The following is an 18,312-nucleotide window of genomic DNA, read 5'->3' as shown; positions in this document are numbered from 1 at the left end:
ATAAAAAATAAATCAAATAAATATTGAGTTGTAAGGCGGGTTTAGGTCATTAGATGATCAGTTTTATGCGAGTGGTTTTAGAGGGCGAGGGTATTTGCACGCCGACCCGGATATCCTGAGTATTGGAACAGGGTTCCGGCTTCGGGATTTGTGGGAAGGAAATGGGAAAAGCTCCGGACCCTGAGAGACACAGCGTAACACTAAAGTTAGAAAGCATGAAGATCAGGAAGATTTTTTACGGATTAATGTTGGGGGCCACGGCCTTGGCTTGTCAGCCGAAAGCCGAGACGGAAAAGGTCGCGCAGGCTTGGCCGGAGACATTGCCTGACGTGTGGGGCGGAAAACAGCTCTTCACTTTCAGCGGGCTCGACGGAACCACCGATTACGACCAACCTTTTTCCTGCTTTACTTTGGCCGACCGGTTGGGCATTCGTCTAGCCAATTTTGACCCGTACTTGGCCAACTTAAGCGAAGAGCAGATTCTGGCCCGCCGGCCTTTGTGGGTAGAGCTGGAAGTGAACGGGAAACGGATGTCGTTCTTGCCGGGCCATAGCAAGACTGGCGCATTCGAGTATCAAAAAAACGAGATTGTCAGCTCAAGCCTTATCCGTTCCACCGTGGGTGGCCAAGGCGTGGAGTTGCGATTGGAGTTAGCCTTCGCCGACCAAAGACATATCGCCGGTCGTTTGGCTGTGCGCTCCACCGACGGCAAGGCGAAAAACGTGACCGTAACACTCCGCAACGCCAATATGGGCAGTAGCCGGATCGATGGAAAAACGCTTCGTATAGCCGGGGAGAAGAGTGTCTCGAATCTCAGGCTCGATGCCGAATCCGTAAAAATGAAATCGGACGGAATAGACTGGCCGGTATCGCTGGACGGCGAGGCTATGCAGACGGCGCCTTTTTCGTGGTCCCTGCACTTTGGCGGATATGACAATCCGGTCACGAGCGTCAGCCCTGAGTTCGACAGTTTGGTGGCCGTTAGGGTAGCGCCTTATCTGAATGCCGAATTACCGAAAGGTATTTCAAACAAAGTAGCCAAGACATACCTGAAAGCCTACAGCATGATGCGTGGCAACACCGAGACGGCGCAAGGTATGATCCCGTTTACTTGGACATCGCCTGACCGTTCGCCACACCGCCAGATGTGGCTTTGGGACAGCGGTTTTCACGGAATGGGCCTGAAGTTTTTCGACGGCGATTGGGCTATGGACGCATTGAAATCGGTATTGGCCTGCCAGCGTGAGGACGGTTTCGTGTCGCATGCCATGAATCCGAAAAATAAATCAAACATTACCCAGCCACCGGTATTGGCTTGGGCCGTTTGGGATGTTTACGAGACCACCAAGTCGAAGGAGTTTTTGGAATATAGCTACGGCCCGCTGAAGGCTTACCTGCGCTGGATGTGCGACAATCGCGACGAGAACAAAAACGGCCTCTTGGAATGGTATGATGGTAATGAGTCCGGAATGGACAATTCGCCCAGATTCGACGAGCACCACAAAAGCCATAAGCCGTTTGACGCCGTGGACTTTAACTGCTTTATGGCCAATGATTATCTTTATTTGGAGAAGATAGCCAAAGCCTTGGGCAAGAGCGAAGAGGCTTCGGAAATCAAGGCCAAAAGGGACGGCATGGTGAAGCTGATCAATGAAAAACTGTGGGACGAAACGCAGGGATTCTACATGGATCGCTATCTGGACGGAACTTTCCTGAAGGTGAAAGCGATTTCGAATTTCTTGCCATTGTACGCCAAAGTGGCCACTCCCGAAAGGGCTAAACCATTGGTGAAAGCTTTGGGCGACAGCTCGACTTGGTTCACCGCGTTGCCGGGCCCTTCGGTGGCCTTGGACGACGCCACTTTCGGTTCCAATATGTGGCGCGGCCCCGTTTGGATCAACTACAGCTATATGAATTATCTCGGTCTGAAGAATTACGGGGCGGACGATCTGGCCAAAGCTTGGGCCACCCGAACCGTGGAAAATATGGCCGATCTGTATATGGAGCACGGAACTATTTTCGAGTTCTACGACCCGTTGATGAAGACTTCTCCACGCCAATTACCCCGCAAAAGCGCCTTGGGTTGCCTGACGGAATTTGGCTGGAGCAGTATGCTGTATGTGCGCATGGTTGAGGACTTGGCCAAAGAATCCGGAAACATCTGACCGGAGGGCTAAGGGTAAGGGCCGGCGCATACATTTTAATATAGGCGGACTCGCCGGGAGGCGGGTTCGCTGAGAAGAACGAAGCGTTAAAACCGTTTAAGAAGATGTATAGAAAAAGGATGTTATCGGCCTTGTTGGTCCTGTTTGCCTGTCTTCAGGCGAACGGCCAAGGGCAAACCCGCAGGATCGGGGAAGGTTGGGAATTTACCCGCCACGAGATGGGAGGAATTTGGGAAGCTTGGCGCACCAAAATGACCACGCTCCCTTGGGAGAAAGTAAGTCTGCCACATTGCTTCAATGCGGACGACGCCGTGGATCCGGACGTGAAGTTTTATCAGGGCGAAGGCTGGTATCGCCAGCGTTTGAAGCTGGAAAACCCTTATCCTGACGGACGCACCCTTTTTCACTTCGAAGGTTCGGGACAGAAAACCAGTCTTTGGGTTTACGACCAAAAAGTGGGGACGCACATAGGCGGTTACGACGAGTTTACCTTTGACGTAACGGAAGCCATGGAGAACTTTAGCGCTAATCCGCTTTATAAAGGGCGTTTCAAAGGTCAATATCCAGTAGCTATCTGTGCCGATAATACCCGGGATCTGGAAATGATCCCTTCGGATATGAGCGACTTCAACGTCTACGGCGGTATTTACCGTCATTTGAACTTGGTGTATGTGCCGGCCATTTCATTGGAGCGGGTTCACGTGGCTACCGAATTCGACAGCAAAAAGCGTAAAGCTACCGTTAGCGTAAAGCCTAAAGTTTATAATCCGGAAAACCTGAACGACAAAATCAGCCTGTCGGTTAGGGTTTTGGATCCAAAAGGAAAAACTGTCGCTACTCGCAAACTGGATTACGCTACGGGCGACAATCCTATCGAGTTTACGATTTCCAAACCGCAACTCTGGTCGCCGGACAGCCCGGTGCTTTATACTTGCAAAGTGACTTTGGAAAGTGCCAAAGGCAAGCACGAGGTTAAGGAAAGTTTCGGTTTCCGTTATTTCGAATTCGAGAAAAAAGGACCGTTTACCCTGAACGGCAAGCGCCTTTTGCTTAGAGGTACGCACCGTCACGAAGACCACGCCGGCGTAGGCCAAGCCATGACCGACGAGCAGGTTCGCACCGAGATGGTTTTGATGAAGGAAATGGGCGTAAACTTCTTGCGTTTGGGCCACTATCAGCAGTCGCGCTATGTGCTTGAGCTTTGCGATTCTTTGGGTATTCTTGTTTGGGAAGAAATTCCTTGGTGTCGCGGAGGCTTGGGAGGCCCGGCTTATCAGAAACAGGCTAAAGAAATGCTCGTGAACATGATCAACCAGCACTATAACCACCCTTCGGTGATTATCTGGGGGTTGGGTAACGAGAACGACTGGTCCGGTGACTTCGAGGAATTCGACAAGACGAAGATCCGCGCCTTTATGAAAGAATTACACGACTTGTCGCATGAGACGGATAACACCCGTAAGACTGCCATTCGCCGCTGTTCTTTCTGCGCAGATATCGTGGACGTGTATTCGCCGTCTATTTGGGCCGGCTGGTACCGCGGTAAGTTCACCGACTACAAGAAAGTGTCGAGAATGGAGATGGAGAAAGTCGATCGATTTATCCATGTGGAGTGGGGCGGAAGCGCCCATGCCGGACGCCATTCCGAGAATCCGGACGACGGTCTGGAGAACATCGTAGGCGGTGAGGCCGACGAGCGTGACGGCGACTTCAAATTGACAGGCGGTAAAGCCCGCGCCTCAAAAGACGGCGATTGGAGCGAAACCTATATCTGTAACGTATTCGACTGGCACCTTAAAGAGCAGGAGACTATGCCTTGGCTCACGGGTACCGCCCAGTGGGTTTTCAAGGATTTCTCTACACCTTTGCGTCCGGACAATCCTGTGCCTTACGTGAACCAGAAAGGTGTGTTGGAGCGTGATTTCACCAAGAAAGAAGGCTACTACGTGTTCCAATCATATTGGACGGAAAAGCCGATGGTACGCATCTACGGCCACAGCTGGGAAACCCGTTGGGGAGCCAAAGGCGAGAAGCGTTTGGTGAAGATTTACTCGAATTGTACTGAAGTCGAATTATTCCTGAATGGAGTCTCTTTGGGTAAGAAAAAACGTGACAGCCAGAACTTTCCTGCCGCCGGTTTGCGCTGGAAAGTAGCGTTCAAAGACGGCAAAAACCACATCAAGGCCGTAGCCACAAAAGGAAAGACAACAGTAGTGGACGAATATGATTTCGAATACCAGACAGAGCAATGGGGCAAAGCCACCAGAATGGAGATGTCGGTAAAAGAAATCAAGGGCGACGTGGCCACTGTAAAGGTATATGCTTACGATGCCAAAGGCCTGAAATGTTTGGACTACAAAAAGTTTGTTCGCTTTAACGTGGCTGGTGCCGGTGAATTGATCAAAAACCAAGGAACGGCCAACGGTTCAAGCAAAGTGCAGTTCCGCAACGGCATGGCAGAGATCAAGGTTCGTCTTAAAGGCGGAGTATCCGTAGTGGGCGTTGACAGCGAAGGTCTCGAGAGCGCTTTCGTGAAGTTGGGCGATGTACAGGGCTTATAAGCCAAAAGGGAATAAGCGGAAATGCCCGGCCGATGTCTTCGGGCTATTTTCCGTTTTGCAATATTGACAGATGATCGAGTAGATGGACCGTGCCTTAGGGTGCGGTTCGTTTTTTTATGTGTCACCGTATTTTTTGGTAATACAAAAATAAACCCGAAACTGGACTGTGTCATTTCTTACAGTCCGGATTCGGGTTTAAAACTTTCTGGTTTATTTCGAAGCGCCAATGGCTTTTTCTAACTCTTTGGTGGTAAAAACATGGCTGGCGATCATGCGGAAATTGACCAAAGCGGCTTGGTATCCGTCGATCTTTCCAGGGATGACGGCCGCTGCGGTGGCGTCTTTTACCACGGCCACTTCGAATCCTTGTTCCACCAGTTCCCGCAAATGCGATTCAGTACAGAGATTGGCGGACATACCACCCAGTATCACCTTATTGATTCCCCTTTTGCGAAGCTGTAAAACCAAGTCGTTTGTTTCTGGGCCGTATACTTTATGTGGGCTTGTGACTACCGCTTTGCCGTTGTTGATGTGCTTTTTGTAACGTTCCAACCAATCGGCGCCGGAACCTTCGAAGTTTTCCGTAGTCAAGGGCCCTTTGCGGTCAAACATACCGATTTTGTGCATCAGAGCTTCCAAAGCGCCTTCAAATTCCCATTTATGGTCATGGGCGTAATAATAATGCGGTGATACGAATACGGGCAAATCAGCTTTTTGGCCCAATTCGAAAAGCGTTTCGATATTTTCCACGGTGTTGTTTTCTTCCACGCTTTTGCCCACCACTCCCCAGGTCACGCCATTCGGACTTAGGAAATCGTTTTGCGGATCGGTGATCACTATTGCCGTGTGCTCATCTACCGTAAATCCGGGATCGGGCAATTGGGCGAAGGCCTGTCCGGCTAAGAAAACCATGGCGATTAGGGAAAGGATATGCTTTTTCATTTTATTATGCGGTTTGAATTTGGTCAAAGGGTGTGTAAGGTACCCGGACGTCATGCGCTGACCGTTTCGGAAGGACTGTCAAAGAACCGTATTACGGCCATCGCTTCCGCCCGGATACTGGATGTGGTATGGATACTTATGCAGTTGCTTGTCGTGAAATCAGAGTTTAGCGGCAACGGGAAAATCAATTTTTGTGTCCGCTATATGATTCACGTAATTCGTTAAAGTATTGAAGACCACATGGAAGACGATTTCCAGAGCTTCGGCTTGAGTGTAGCCGGCGTCGAGGAGGTCTTGGAATTCGTCTTCGTCTACCACGCCACGGTTCAGGGTTAGGTTTTTGGCGAAAGCCAATCCGGCTTCCTCCTTCGCGTCATGCGAATGGGCTTGGCGGGCGGCGAGAATGGCGCTGTCATCTATTTTGTGCATTTTCGAGATGGCTGTATGGGCTGACAGGCAGTAATCGCAACCGTTGGCTTCGGCGATGACCAAAGCCAATTTTTCACGGAAAGCGGCGCTGAAGTTGCCTTCGCCGGCCAATTCGCTTAACGAGAGATAGGCTTTCAGTACCGGAGGGGTGTTGGCCATCACTTTTACCAAGTTCGGGATAAAGCCGAGTTTGCTTTCCACGGCGTTCAGCAGTTCGAGAGTTTCGCCTTGTGCGTTGGCCTTTTCTACGGAGGTGATTCTTTGCTCTTTCATATCGTTGTTCTTTTTTCGTTTTTGATATGATACAAAGGTAGGGTGGTGGTAGCCCGGACTAAATGGACAGAAGTTCCCGTGGCTTGTACATTTTTCCTCAGCGTAAAAAAATAGGGGCGAAGAGGTTTGAAAAATTGGAAAAGCGACGGTTTGTTTTAGAAGGGTGATGTGTTTTTACAGGGGAATCACCCGCTCAGGGTTTGGCGTAGTTTGCGCCTACATGCAGAGGCATAAGTTTTTTGAACTCTTGCGGGCTTTTGCCTTCGGCTTTGCGGAAAAAACGGGTGAAATAAGCCGGGTCCTGAAAACCCAAGTCATAGGCGATTTCCTTTACGGACATATCAGTATAAACAAACATGCGTTTTGACTCCAGAATAATTCGCTCGCGAATCAGCGCTAAAGGGCTTTTTTTGCCTAGCAATGCCAGTTTTTTGCTTAGCGTTTTGGGTGCAATGTCGAGCATGTCGGCGTATTCGGCTACGGAGTGGGCTTGACGGAAGTGTTTTTCCACCAATTCGCTGAATTTACGGGCCAGTACGTGTTCACTCTCTTCCTCGGGGCTGGAATTCCCTTGTTCCGCCGTCTTTTTTAAACGTGTAGCCACAACCAAAAATTGACGCAGATAGGATTTCAGCATATCGCCGTAAGCTTCCTGCCTATCGCCTATTTCCTCTTTCATATCCTTGACTATGCGTGAAAAGGTCTCAGACGATTTTGCGTTTGGGCGGATATACGGAAGCTCATAGATATTGCGGAAAAGCAGTCCGTTGCAGGAAATGGACTTGCTGTGGGTGTCCACGCAATGAAAATCCGGCGAGAAGCTGATCAGGTAACCGGTCTTCACTTTCTCGGATTCTACGGAAAACACCTGTCCGGGATTCAGGAAGAAAACCGTTTCGTCGCCCACTTCGAAAGAGCGGAAATCCACACTGTAACGGGCGGAACCTTCCCGGATCCATACGATATGAAAAAGGTGTTTGTCCAATGACTCGTTGACTACACAGGCCTTTTCAAGGTTGAATTCGCTTAGGATGAAGTCTTTTCCGTCCGGAAACGGATAAAAATGAGTGCTTACGGCTTTCAGTGACATAAAATAGGGTATTGTATCCAATGTCAATACGTGAAAATGGGGCGGGGGTTTGGCGGAAAACTTCGGGTTCTTTTCTGTTTCGTCAAAGTTTTTTGCTGAAAGCTCATAAGTTGGATTTCGAGTGTTTGCGATACGCCGAAGGAGTCATACCCACCTCCCTTTTGAAGAAGTGGATAAACGTGGAAACTTGGGCAAAGCCTATTTCGTCGGATATTTGGGCTATGGGTTTATTGCTTTGCAAAAGCTCGGCTTGGGCGTGCTGTATTTTGTAATCGTTGACTATTTGTTTGGCGGTTCTTCCCGTGGCATTTTTTACGCATTCGCTGAGATAAATTGGACTGATATTCAACCTTTGGGCGTACTCGCCTATGGAAAAGTAGTCGTTTCTGTTTTTACTGATACAATCCTCGAACTGTGAGGTGATTTCGTAATACCTGTTTTGGTGCGCTTCCTCGCACTTGTCTACGATGGCTTTTTTGATCAAATATAACAATTGCATTAAGAGTGCTTGGGTAAGTTCCCTTGAGTATGCTTCCCTACATTGCGACTGTTTGTGCATTTTTTCCAGAACGGTTCTGACCTCGTCGAGATCGGCGTTGTTTAGCGAGTAATGCGAGGCCGTATGCATTTTGAAAAAAGGGAAAAGTGTTTGGAGCTCGGGTGTTTGGGAAGCTACTGGGTAAAAGGTGTTCTTAAAAGCCACTGTAAATCCGTTCCTTACTGCATTCAGAGAGTTAATAGCTTCTTGCGTCGGTTTTTTTATTGAAAAAATCTGGTATGGGGATATTGCGATAACCCTGTTAGCTTTTGGAGGGATTGAATTGTTTCCCACGTTTTTTGTGGTGATATTTCCTGTGATGGTTATGGAAAGAGCGAAAAAATCCCTGCGGTGCGGAATGTCTATGTCTTTGCCGTAACGTCCGATAAGGCTGTGGTTGAATTCTTTGAACTTGTTAATATGAAAGTCATCAAATGTTATTTTTTTGTCTAAGATGGCATGGTCGAAATATTTCTTAAGATCTGTGTATAGTCGCATTTGGTTGTCTTGAATAAGCCAATACCTGAACTTTTTTACCTTAAAATAAGCAACTTTTACCTAATTCTTCGAGTAGTCCCGCCTTGTTTATCACCATAGATTTGTGGAAATGGTTACGGATATCCAAAACGGTTCTATATAAAAACGCACAACTCTTAGATTCATTATTCCCTCTACTTTCTCTATCAAAAATGTCGTGAGGCAAGGACTTGTATGCCTTGTTTGAACCTCTTACTGTTTTATTTATTTAAAAATCACATCTTATGAAAGCTAAATTGTGTTGGGTGTTCCTGTTTGCTTGTTTAGGGAGTACGGCCCTAATGTTTGCGTCCTGTAGCAATGATAATGAAGAAATAGCCGATAAGTCGGCGTCTGTCGTTACGCTTTCCGGAGACGATGAAGCTACGGTGGGCTTAGAGTACAAATTGGAAGGGACGATTACTCATGAAGCGCCTTTAAAGGAAGTTGTTTTAAAGCTTAACGGTAAAAAGGTTGAGCTGACAGAAATAAATAGGGACGTTAATCCGGCTACGTTTTCCTACGTGTTCGCCCCTGACAGTGTTGGGGAGATAAAGTTTGCCGTTACCGCCAGAAACAGTGGTTTTGGTGATAAGGTGTCTGATGTGACGATAAAGGCGGTTAAAGTTGTCGAGATACCCAAAGTTGCTTTGACACTGGAAGGAACCAAGGAAGGCCAAGGCTTGTTGGTGGAAACAATCGTGTCCGCCGATAAGAAGTTCCTGCTGGCGGGAAATTTCGATCCCGTCAATTTGCCCGCCAACAAAAAGGTTGGCAAAATAGAGTTGCTCCCGACCACTAAGGAAGGGGAAGAGTTGCCGAATGCTGTGGAAATTCCGAACTCTTCGGAAGAGCCAAATAAATATGTGTTTTCCATTCCGGTGGAAAATGTAGGTAAGCGGTATTTTGTGATAAATATTTATGAGAAGACAGAGGAAGACGCTTCCTCCCATCAAAGAAGGGGATACGTGCTCTTGGCTACATCGGAAGTGATTGTTTTGGATGTGAAAGGAAAGGAAGACAATACTCCGAAGTCGAAAATCATTATAGATGGAGCCCCTGCTGATGGCTCTACCCAAGCGTTTGAATTTAAGATAGGTGAAGATTCCCCGGTGATCAAAGGAATTTACACCAATATCGCTGATGAAGCTATAGCCAAGTTGGTCAAGGTCAGTGCCGGTTCGGAAAAAGGGGATGTGGAGGCTTTCGGCGTTGTAAAAGACGTTGATCTGGACAAGACTTCAAATCCTAAAAAGTGGGCAGTGACTTTTAATGTGGATGATGTGAGGCCTATAGGTAATTATAAAGTAGCATTTTACGCCAAAGGCACAACCGATTTTTCGGCGGGTAATTCATTGGAAGCTTCTAAAACATTTACGGTTGAGGTTGGTGAGATTCCAAAAATTGCGTTGGCGTTGGATGACGCTAACGAATCCCAAAAACTTTTAGTGGTAACTACTGTGTCCGCTGATAAAAAGTTTCTGTTGACAGGGAGTTTTGATACTGCTAATTTGCCCAAAAATAAGAGTATCGATAAAATAGAATTACTTCCGACAACAAAGAACGGAGTCGAGTTGCCAAAGGCTGTAGAAATCCGAAACACTTCGACAGAATCACACAAATTCAAATTCTCTGTTCCGGTCGAAAGTGCAGGTAGGCAGTATTTCGTGATAAACATTTATGAGAAGACCATGGGCGCTTCCGCTCGTGCTCATCGAAGGCGGAGACACTCTCTTTTGGCTACATCTGAGGTGATTGTTCTGGTCGTGAAAGAATGAACCTCAGACTCCTAACCCCAAGGTTAGAGGGTGCGTCTGCTGATGGTTCGACTCTGGCATTCTAATTTACGGTTGGTGATATCTTTCAATGAGAGATTATTTTTAAAGGAGATGCTTCCAATAAAAGAATCTCGAAAATTGAGCTGACTGTGGCTCAATCAGAGGGATTTGCCGTGATTGAAGATTAACGTAACCTGATGCCAAGGCACTGGAGCGGAGTAAAAGGCGCTTCGGTGCTATTTCTTTAGGGAAAAAATGGTGTGCCTTTTACGGATGGTTGTTTTGCTAAGAAATGAAAGAGACTGTCCCGCAGCCATGAGACAGTCTCTTAAAATATATATAGAAGTATGCCCCCGAAAAAGAGGGCAACCTCAAGGTTTGGTGTTCCTGAGTAGCTTAGTCGAAGAAATATAATGCCCGAACCTCAAAGGTATTTGCACTGTTGTTCGAGTCGATCAATTCGAAGTAGAGTTCATAAGCGTTGCTATATGTCCTTCTTCTGTTGAATTTGATCGTAAACGACGGCCCGCCACTGAGGTCTGGGCCCAAGATGGCTCTCCAAAAGCCGATCGAAGCGACAAAGTTGGCTTGGGTCAATGTTGCGGCGCCGCTGAACGACATTGATAAACGGCTTAAATCCAACTCTTCTTCATTATACTTGATACCTATAAATTGCCATGACAACGCTTGAGTTTCGGGGTCGACAATTCTGTTATGGAATGTGTTAAGGCCATTGTTGAAATTCCAGAGCATCAGCGAAAAGTTTCTGTTCGGCATGGCTTCAAGAGATGCCAAGGCTGCTTCGAAATCGCCTGTGGCGCCAGTGATTTGAACGCTGGAGCTTCTGGTGGTCACGAATTTCATGCTCTCGGCATCGGTCATTTCCGCCGTTCTTTCCGGAGTCAACTCCGCAAAGGCTCCAATGTCAAAGCCTGAGAACGCGTTTGATGCGATTCCGTATTCAGGTTGATGGGAGCTGACGAATGTCCCTATCTCGTTGTTGGTACCATCGGTTACTTTCTGGCTAAGCTCGCCTTCCGCACCTTTGTTTATTTTGGTCCCTTTGGCTATCAAGGTTTCCTCTGATTCCGTTTTGACATCACCGACGAATTCCATTCCGGTAGGTGTCACCGCAAACGGAGCCGTGACGAGTTGTCCGGAAGTAATGCGTAAGGTTTTGCTTTCATCACCTTCGCCCACGGTTTTGCTGATCACGGGGTTGAGGATCAACAGTCTGAGAATGTGGTTTACGGATACGTCGTATACCTGCTCACCGATAGTGAGTGTCGAGAATCTAGGTAATTTGGAAAGGTACTCAATATATTTGACGCTCTCCGTCATTGTGTCCCAGTCCTCTTTGTTGGCGGGAACCATCTTTACTTGGGTATCATTTTCGCCCTGAAAGTCGGTTTTGCTCCGCAAGTTGAAGCTGTTGTCATCAGTGCTCTCTATATAGAACTCATATTCCGCTCCGAAGGTGCTTTGCTGGAATTCGAAAAGCCTGTGGAACACGGTGTGCGTTTCGAAAACAAGTTCGGGAAGCTGTGAGCTTCCGACTCTGTAATTCGACACTTTTCCGTTTTCGTATCCCGGTAAGTCCGCTGTGAGCGATACGGTGCCATCGGCCCTGAATCGCATCAAGATAGTGAAGGCGCCGGCGTCGGGGGTTGGGGTGTATACCATCTTCCAACCGTTCTCGGCGCCCCTGAGGGCCGCGTCGTATTCGGCCAGCTTTGCGCCTACGCGCTGTTGTGGCGTTTTGTCAAAGAGCTCGTCGTCGTCATTCTGGCAGGAAAAAGCCAAGACGGCGAAAACGAGAACCCATATATTTATGATTCTTTTCATTTGTCTTCTTTTTAGTTCAAGTGACAAAATCGGAGCGACCGTCGGTTCGGCCCATTCCGTTTTTTGCCGAGTTCCAATTATTCCGTGGCCGGAGCCTCAGGCTCTTTTGGAGCGTAGATTTTTCCGAGCGCCCGGTCTCTAAGAGTGCCAAGGTCGATGTTCAGCTCTTCTTGGAAGTACTTGAACGTCATGTCGTACTTTTGCTTGATCAACAGCTTTCCTTCGATTACCGCCAGTGATACGCTAGAGCCCTCGGCCGGGGCTTGGCCGTTTTCGTCTTTGGTGATATCCAAGTAACGGTCGGAAAACGTTTGGGCGTCCATGGTCAAAATATGCGAGACCAATTCGGCGAAATCCTCGTTGGGATTGTTTGAGGCGTAAGGAGTCACAAAGCCCAAAGGAAGGGTTTCCTCATGGTCTTGGATAATCCAGCTGGCTCCGGTGTAGTCGCCTTCGGAAAGTTTCTGGTAACCGTCCGGCAGGTCATAACGCTGGTGCACGATATGCGTGAACTCGTGTTGCATAGTATGCAATTGTCCCGCAATCCAGTTGGTGCTGGCCAAGTTCATGTCGTTCACGTTAGTGAGCGTGATACGCACTCCCGCATCGGCGGTACCGAGTGTACGCGAACCGTCGGCGTTAAATATTGAGGATCCGATCAAGACCAATTCCGAAGGGAAAAGTTTCTTGATCAAATTTTCGCTGTTTACTTCTTCCGTATAAGGCGAGATCCAGTAGTCTTTCACAAAATCCATGTACGGCTTTACCATATCCCTGTCGGCGGGAGTGACGCGTTTGGTGTCATCCACATAGCGGTTGACAAACTTGTACCGTACTATGCAGTTGTGCGGTTTCTGGAAATTATCGTGAAGGTATTGGTCCAGTTCCGTAGCGGGTTTTTCCTGCTCGGACAAAGGGTCCAGCGTAAGGCTGTCTTCCTTTTCGCAAGACCAGAGTGTCAGGCCTAAGGCCAGTGCCAAGGCCGATTTTTTTATAGTATTTAACATGATGAGTTTCTTTGATTGGTTAGATACCCTGACTGAATCATCTTGGATTCGGCATCAGGCCGAAGTCAAGCGCCGATTCCGGAATTTGGATCACGCGTTTCGGGTCGTCAGCTGGTAATTCGTAGACAGTACCCGCTTGGTCCACGTGCGTTACTTGGATGTCGTTTCGGATGATGTCCCACCAGCGCATGCCCTCGTGTACGAATTCCTTGCGCTTCTCATTCAGGATGTCACCAATCAGTACGATTGGCTCGTAGGTTTCCTTAGTTTGGGCTTTTTGCTCATCGGTCAGCTTGTTGTACTCTTCGGCAGTAAGGATTCTGATCGCTAATTCTTCGGCTTCGGTATCCAGCCAAGCCTCATTCATAGTTCCAGCGCCCGTGTATCGCCTTGGTATATAGGCGTTGAAGTCGCTGAAGATTCGGTTGAGGAGGTTTTTGTCACGATCGGCTTTCGTGGCGCCGCTGGCAAGGTAAAGGTGCCAAGTGGCCTCCATGCGGTTGAAAAGCGCTTCTTCTCCTTTTAAAACCGTTTGGGTAACGGCGGGGAGTCCGGTTTCAGATGCCAAGTTTTCCTTTTCGAAAACCTCATCGAATTTAGGGTAACGGATACCAGCTCCGGAGTTAAGGCTGTAACGGTACTCTCCGCGGATATCGCTGCCGCCTGTCGGAGAGCCACCGGCAAAGATTCTGCGATCCAACGAAGCCGACAGTCCGTAGCCCTGGCGAGAGCTTCTCTGCATGATTGTATATTTGTGAACCAGCAAAAGGTTCGCTTCCTCGTCCGGAGAGTTGAAAAGACGCTCAAGGTTGCCGTTTTGCACATCCATGAGGTGAATCATGTCCCGGATCTTGTCGCTAGGATCTGCTTTCAGGACCATGTCAGCGTATTTGACAGTATTCGCATAGTCCTTCTTAAACAGATAAAAACGGCTTGCGAAGGCGTATGCGGCCTCTTTTGAGAAATGATATTTCCCCGCTCCCGAATAGAATTCCTCGTTTAGCAGATCAATGCCTTCCAGCATATCTTTCTCTATCTTGTCGTAGACTTCCTGAACGGTGCCCCTTTTGTAGGTTTTGACCAATTGGCGCTCGGGCTCATCCACGTAGGGAATACCCAAATCGGTTGATGCCGTAGCCTCGTTGTACACCTTGGAGAAAAGCGAGACTAGCGTGAAGTGATGGTATGCCCGGGAGAGCAATGCCTCGCCCCGATATGCTCCTTTCTTCTCGACGTTTTCCAGAGTGTTCGGAAGTTCGTTGAGCCTGTATATGGCTTCGTTGGCGTGTGAGATCGCTTGGTAAGCACCGCTCCAAAAATATTCGGGGGTGTCTTGGTTGGTACCGTCAACTGGCTCCCACTTATAAGCGTCGATTGCGATCCGCAAAGGAATGATTCCTTCCACTGGAGCTGCGTTGTCGCTCATCCAGTCGGTGAAGAGATAAGCCGAGGTGTTATAGGCGTTGGTAACCAATTGCCCGACTTTGTCGACATTGTCGATCTCCACCCGGTTGTCGGGAACTTCGTCTAGAAAATCCGAGCACGCACCCAGTCCCAGAAGCGCAAAGCCCGCTATGATATGTTTGAAATTTTTCATGTTGATGCTTTTTCAGATTCTTACAAACCTACGTTAACGCTAAATGTGAACTGCTTGGGCACTGGCAACGCAACACCGCCTGAGTTAAAGAATTCCGGATCCTGGCCTTTGAGCTTGTCGTCAGAGTACAGCAAAGCGAGGTTGTGGCCCTGTAAGCTGAATTTGGCGCTGTTCAGTCCGAGGGTTTTCAGGATTGGCTTTGGCAAGTTGTACGACAAGGTTACGTTCTTCAAACGGACGAATGAACCGTCAGCCACGCGAATGTCGGACTTGTTGTAAAGAGCGTGCGGGTTCAGTCCGCGGGTATCCAGCTCCCTGCTTGTGAGGCGATCCACGATAGAAGGAACATCGGTGATGTTCTCGTCGCCCGGCAAAGCCCAGCGGTCGGCCCATTCTTTTGGCAAAGCGCGGAAATCATTGAATCCGCTTCCTGGGTAAAGGTCATCAAGTCGGATCACGTTACCGTAACGGTATGTGAGATTAACCGTTAAGCTCAAGTTCTTGTACTTGAATGTGTTGACAAAACCGCCGTTGCCGATCGGATCGACAGAACCTTCGTACTCCAGGTTTTTGAAATCGTCAAGACGGTCCTGAATGTAGAGGTACTGGATTTTCGAATTCTCTTCTCCGTAGAAGGTTGGGATACCTCTGGCGTCCAAGCCCGCATATTTGAGGGAGTAGAGACCGCGACGGGCGTTGCCCAACGAAGCTACGCCATTGGCGTTAACGGCGCGTCCGATTGTCGGCTCCAAGTCGAGGCTGGTGATTTCGTTTTTGTTGTAACCCCAAGTAAAGCTCGACGACCATGAGAAGTGCCCCACTCTGACGGGAGTTGCGTTCAAAGTCACTTCGAATCCGTGCGAATCCATATCGAAGCGGTTACCGAACTTGAAGCTTTCGCCTCCGATACCCGAAGTTCTTACGGTTCCGATCAAATCGTGTGAACGTCTGTTGTAATATTCGAATCCGCCACTAAGACGACCTCCGAACAATCCGAATTCTACGCCGGCGTTGAATTCGTTGAGTTTTTCCCAAGTCAAATCGTCGTTGGCCAGATTGTCGATTTTCAATGAGCCTTCGCGTTCGCTGTCGTATGCTCTCTGCTGCAAGAATCCACTGGAACTAACTTCCGCTGATGTAAGTGGGCCGATACTTCCCGAAAGGCCGTAAGTCGCTTTGAATTTCAGACGGTCAAGCCAATCGATATCCGCAAGAAAGCTTTCTTCCGAAGCGTTCCAGGCGCCGCTGACGTTCCAAGTAGGCAAGTATCTGGATTTGTTTGTCTTGCCAAGTTGGTTTGAACCGTCCACGCGTCCTGTCAGGTTGACGATATATTTCTGGCGGAAAGTGTAGCCCATGGTAGCGAAATATCCCTCAAACCGGTCTTTGTTTCCGTCAGTGCCAAAGTAGCGCAAACCGTTTTCGGAAAGGGCTTTACTTACGAGCGGGTGAGTCTGTACCAGTTTTCCTTGGTCGTAATGTACGCCCCAGCCGTCGTAGAAGCTGTTGTTTCGGTCGGCCCAGCGGATTTCTTGTCCGGCCAGAACGGTGAATTCGTGGTCCGTACCGATTTTCGGATCCCAAGAGATTAGGTTTCTTGCGTAATAGCTGTCAAGCGTATACTCTCTGGTATTGTAAAATCCACCCGTAGGCAGGATAGAGACAGGTTCGTTGTTCGGATTGTCCGGGTCCCTGTACAGGTAATTGTTAGAATCTTCGATAACCTGCGTAGAAGCGGCGCGGTAAGCCTCCGCCTGGTTCGAATGCTCGGTGATAATATGTTCAGTCTTGGAAACCACTCTTCTGTACTGGAGCGTGGAGCTGATTTTCAGATTATCAAGAATCTTGTACTTGAGGTCCGCCTGCATTGAGATATCCGTCACGCCGATATCCAAGTAGTTGTTGTCCAACTCATGCACAATGTTGAACGGTGCATAGTTTTGGCGGAAGAACTCCAAATCACCGTTTTCGTCGTAAGGCCTAATGCTTCTGGCCGTATTGAGGGCGTAACCCAGAGGGTTTATGTCGAACTCGCGGGTGAAAAGGCCGTCAACTGCGTTGTACTCGCGACTTGTGGTGCCTGGCGCTCGCTGGTCACGTACACTTCCCGTCAAGTTTACGCCGATATCGAAGCGGTCGGTGACATTAAAGTCCGCCCGGGTCGATATTGTATATCGTTCAACGTTATCAGCGATAGTCTGACCATCGTCGTTAAGGTAGCCCAATGAAACATAGTAACGGGACTTCTCCGTACCCGAAGTCAGACTTACCGAATGTTGCTGGGTGAAAGAATCCTTGAACAGAATGTCAAACCAATCGGTGTTGGCGCCTTCGTATTTGCGCAAGAAACTCTCGTTGGTGATTCCGTTATTGTCCCAAGGAATCTCTTTTTTGGCGATTAGGTCGTACATTTTTCCTACGGCGCCATAGCTCTTGGCGCGCGCGGCGGTAGTGACGTCGATCCAGCCTTTGTCAATCAGCTCGCGGAAGACGGACATCTCCTGTTGCGAGTTCATGATGTTGAACTGGTCGTAAGTAGGCCTGCGCCTGATCGAAAAGCTACCGTTGTAGTTGATCGAGGTTTTGCCACTTTTGCCTCGTTTTGTTGTGATGGCGATTACGCCGTTCATGGCCCGGGCGCCGTAGAGGGCTGTAGCCGAGGCGTCTTTCAGGATTTCGAACGAAGCGATATCGTCGGGGTTCAAACCGGCGATACTGGAGCTGATCAGCGTACGCGCGTCGCCCGACGCCAAATCGTCGGAACTGACCTCTACAAGGTCTTCGACCACTACGCCGTCCACTACCCAAAGCGGTTTGTTAGAACCGTTGAGGGAGGCGTTACCCCGGATCAGGATTCGAGGAGCGGTACCGAAACTACCGGAAACATTGTCTACCGACACACCGGCCACTCGGCCTTGCAAGGCTTGCGTGGCGTCCGGAACACCGTCGAGTTTTACGTCCTTCATATTGACGAAAGCGGCCGCTCCTGTAAAGAGCTTTCTGTCGATTTCCTGAAAACCGGTAACCACGACATCTTCAAGCATCTTGGCTTCGGGTTCCAAGGTGATGGTTACGGAAGAAAGCCCCAATAGGTCTTTCACGTTGCGGACCTGTGTTTGGTAGCCGATAAATTTGAAAACCAACTTGTCGCTTTCTGACGCCGTAATGGAAAAAGCGCCGTTGAAGTCCGTGGTGCCACCCACGGTGGTGCCTTGTATATTGACCGTTGCGCCGGGAAGCGCTTCCCCGTTTTCGTCGAGAACGATTCCCTTGACCGCTTTCTTCGCTTGCTGAACAGCGGTGGTTTCGGTGGTTGCGTGGGCTGGTAGCGCGGTGCCCAGAAGCCCTACGCTTCCGAGGCATCCGGCGTAAAACAGCCATCTGATTTTCTTGCTGAGTGAAGAATAATCTGCCATAGTTATAGTTTTCTCATGTAAATGGTTTGTGTATGTTGTTCAGTTTAAGGCAAAGGAATCCCTGCCTATCCTGTATTGAGGAAAGGTGCGGGTCTCTTACGGAGGAAAGACCGATTAATTAAATGTGCCGGTATGGCCGGAAAATACCGATACAA

11 protein-coding genes are annotated in these 18,312 nt (G+C 48.8%); 3 read left to right on the top strand and 8 right to left on the bottom strand.

What is annotated here, in order from left to right; genetic code table 11:
- The first annotated feature begins 215 nt into the window (after positions 1–215).
- Both AABK39_RS14555 and AABK39_RS14550 read left to right on the top strand, forming a co-directional pair.
- On the top strand, positions 216–2,165 hold the full coding sequence (locus tag AABK39_RS14555; protein ID WP_338392070.1) for an MGH1-like glycoside hydrolase domain-containing protein: 1,950 nt from the start codon (positions 216–218) through the stop codon (positions 2,163–2,165).
- A 104-nt stretch (positions 2,166–2,269) separates the two neighbouring features.
- Positions 2,270–4,726 carry a glycoside hydrolase family 2 TIM barrel-domain containing protein gene (locus AABK39_RS14550; protein WP_338392069.1) on the top strand — a complete coding sequence of 819 codons (2,457 nt, stop codon included), beginning with the start codon at positions 2,270–2,272 and terminating at the stop codon, positions 4,724–4,726.
- A gap of 210 nt (positions 4,727–4,936) precedes the next feature.
- Here AABK39_RS14550 and AABK39_RS14545 read toward each other — a convergent pair whose 3' ends face one another.
- From AABK39_RS14545 to AABK39_RS14530, 4 genes are all read right to left on the bottom strand, one after another.
- Positions 4,937–5,668, bottom strand: coding sequence for an isochorismatase family protein (locus AABK39_RS14545; protein WP_338392068.1), 732 nt, complete (start codon positions 5,666–5,668; stop codon positions 4,937–4,939).
- Positions 5,669–5,827: 159 nt separating this feature from the next.
- The gene (locus tag AABK39_RS14540; protein WP_338392067.1) at positions 5,828–6,370 is read right to left on the bottom strand and encodes a carboxymuconolactone decarboxylase family protein; all 543 of its coding nucleotides are present in this window, start codon (positions 6,368–6,370) and stop codon (positions 5,828–5,830) included.
- 193 nt (positions 6,371–6,563) lie between these two features.
- Positions 6,564–7,460, bottom strand: a complete 897-nt coding sequence (locus AABK39_RS14535) for a helix-turn-helix domain-containing protein (protein WP_338392066.1) — start codon at positions 7,458–7,460, stop codon at positions 6,564–6,566.
- 103 nt (positions 7,461–7,563) lie between these two features.
- Positions 7,564–8,496, bottom strand: coding sequence for an AraC family transcriptional regulator (locus AABK39_RS14530; RefSeq protein ID WP_338392065.1), 933 nt, complete (start codon positions 8,494–8,496; stop codon positions 7,564–7,566).
- A 263-nt stretch (positions 8,497–8,759) separates the two neighbouring features.
- Here AABK39_RS14530 and AABK39_RS14525 point away from each other — a divergent pair, with 263 nt between their 5' ends.
- On the top strand, positions 8,760–10,292 hold the full coding sequence (locus AABK39_RS14525) for a hypothetical protein (protein ID WP_338392064.1): 1,533 nt from the start codon (positions 8,760–8,762) through the stop codon (positions 10,290–10,292).
- Positions 10,293–10,688: 396 nt separating this feature from the next.
- Here the strand turns inward: AABK39_RS14525 and AABK39_RS14520 are convergent, their stop codons facing one another.
- The 4 genes from AABK39_RS14520 to AABK39_RS14505 all read right to left on the bottom strand — a co-directional run bounded on the left by AABK39_RS14520 (position 10,689) and on the right by AABK39_RS14505 (position 18,157).
- Positions 10,689–12,137, bottom strand: a complete 1,449-nt coding sequence (locus AABK39_RS14520; protein ID WP_338392063.1) for a DUF4302 domain-containing protein — start codon at positions 12,135–12,137, stop codon at positions 10,689–10,691.
- A 77-nt stretch (positions 12,138–12,214) separates the two neighbouring features.
- Positions 12,215–13,144 carry a substrate import-associated zinc metallohydrolase lipoprotein gene (locus tag AABK39_RS14515; protein ID WP_338392062.1) on the bottom strand — a complete coding sequence of 310 codons (930 nt, stop codon included), beginning with the start codon at positions 13,142–13,144 and terminating at the stop codon, positions 12,215–12,217.
- A gap of 37 nt (positions 13,145–13,181) precedes the next feature.
- Positions 13,182–14,741: a RagB/SusD family nutrient uptake outer membrane protein gene (locus tag AABK39_RS14510; RefSeq protein WP_338392061.1), complete on the bottom strand. Its 1,560-nt coding sequence runs from the start codon at positions 14,739–14,741 to the stop codon at positions 13,182–13,184.
- 20 nt (positions 14,742–14,761) lie between these two features.
- The gene (locus AABK39_RS14505) at positions 14,762–18,157 is read right to left on the bottom strand and encodes a SusC/RagA family TonB-linked outer membrane protein (protein ID WP_338392060.1); all 3,396 of its coding nucleotides are present in this window, start codon (positions 18,155–18,157) and stop codon (positions 14,762–14,764) included.
- Between the last annotated feature and the right edge of the window lie 155 nt (positions 18,158–18,312).

Source organism: Fulvitalea axinellae, from assembly GCF_036492835.1.
Taxonomy (GTDB): domain Bacteria; phylum Bacteroidota; class Bacteroidia; order Cytophagales; family Cyclobacteriaceae; genus Fulvitalea; species Fulvitalea axinellae.
This window is presented reverse-complemented; position numbering and strand designations above follow the sequence as displayed.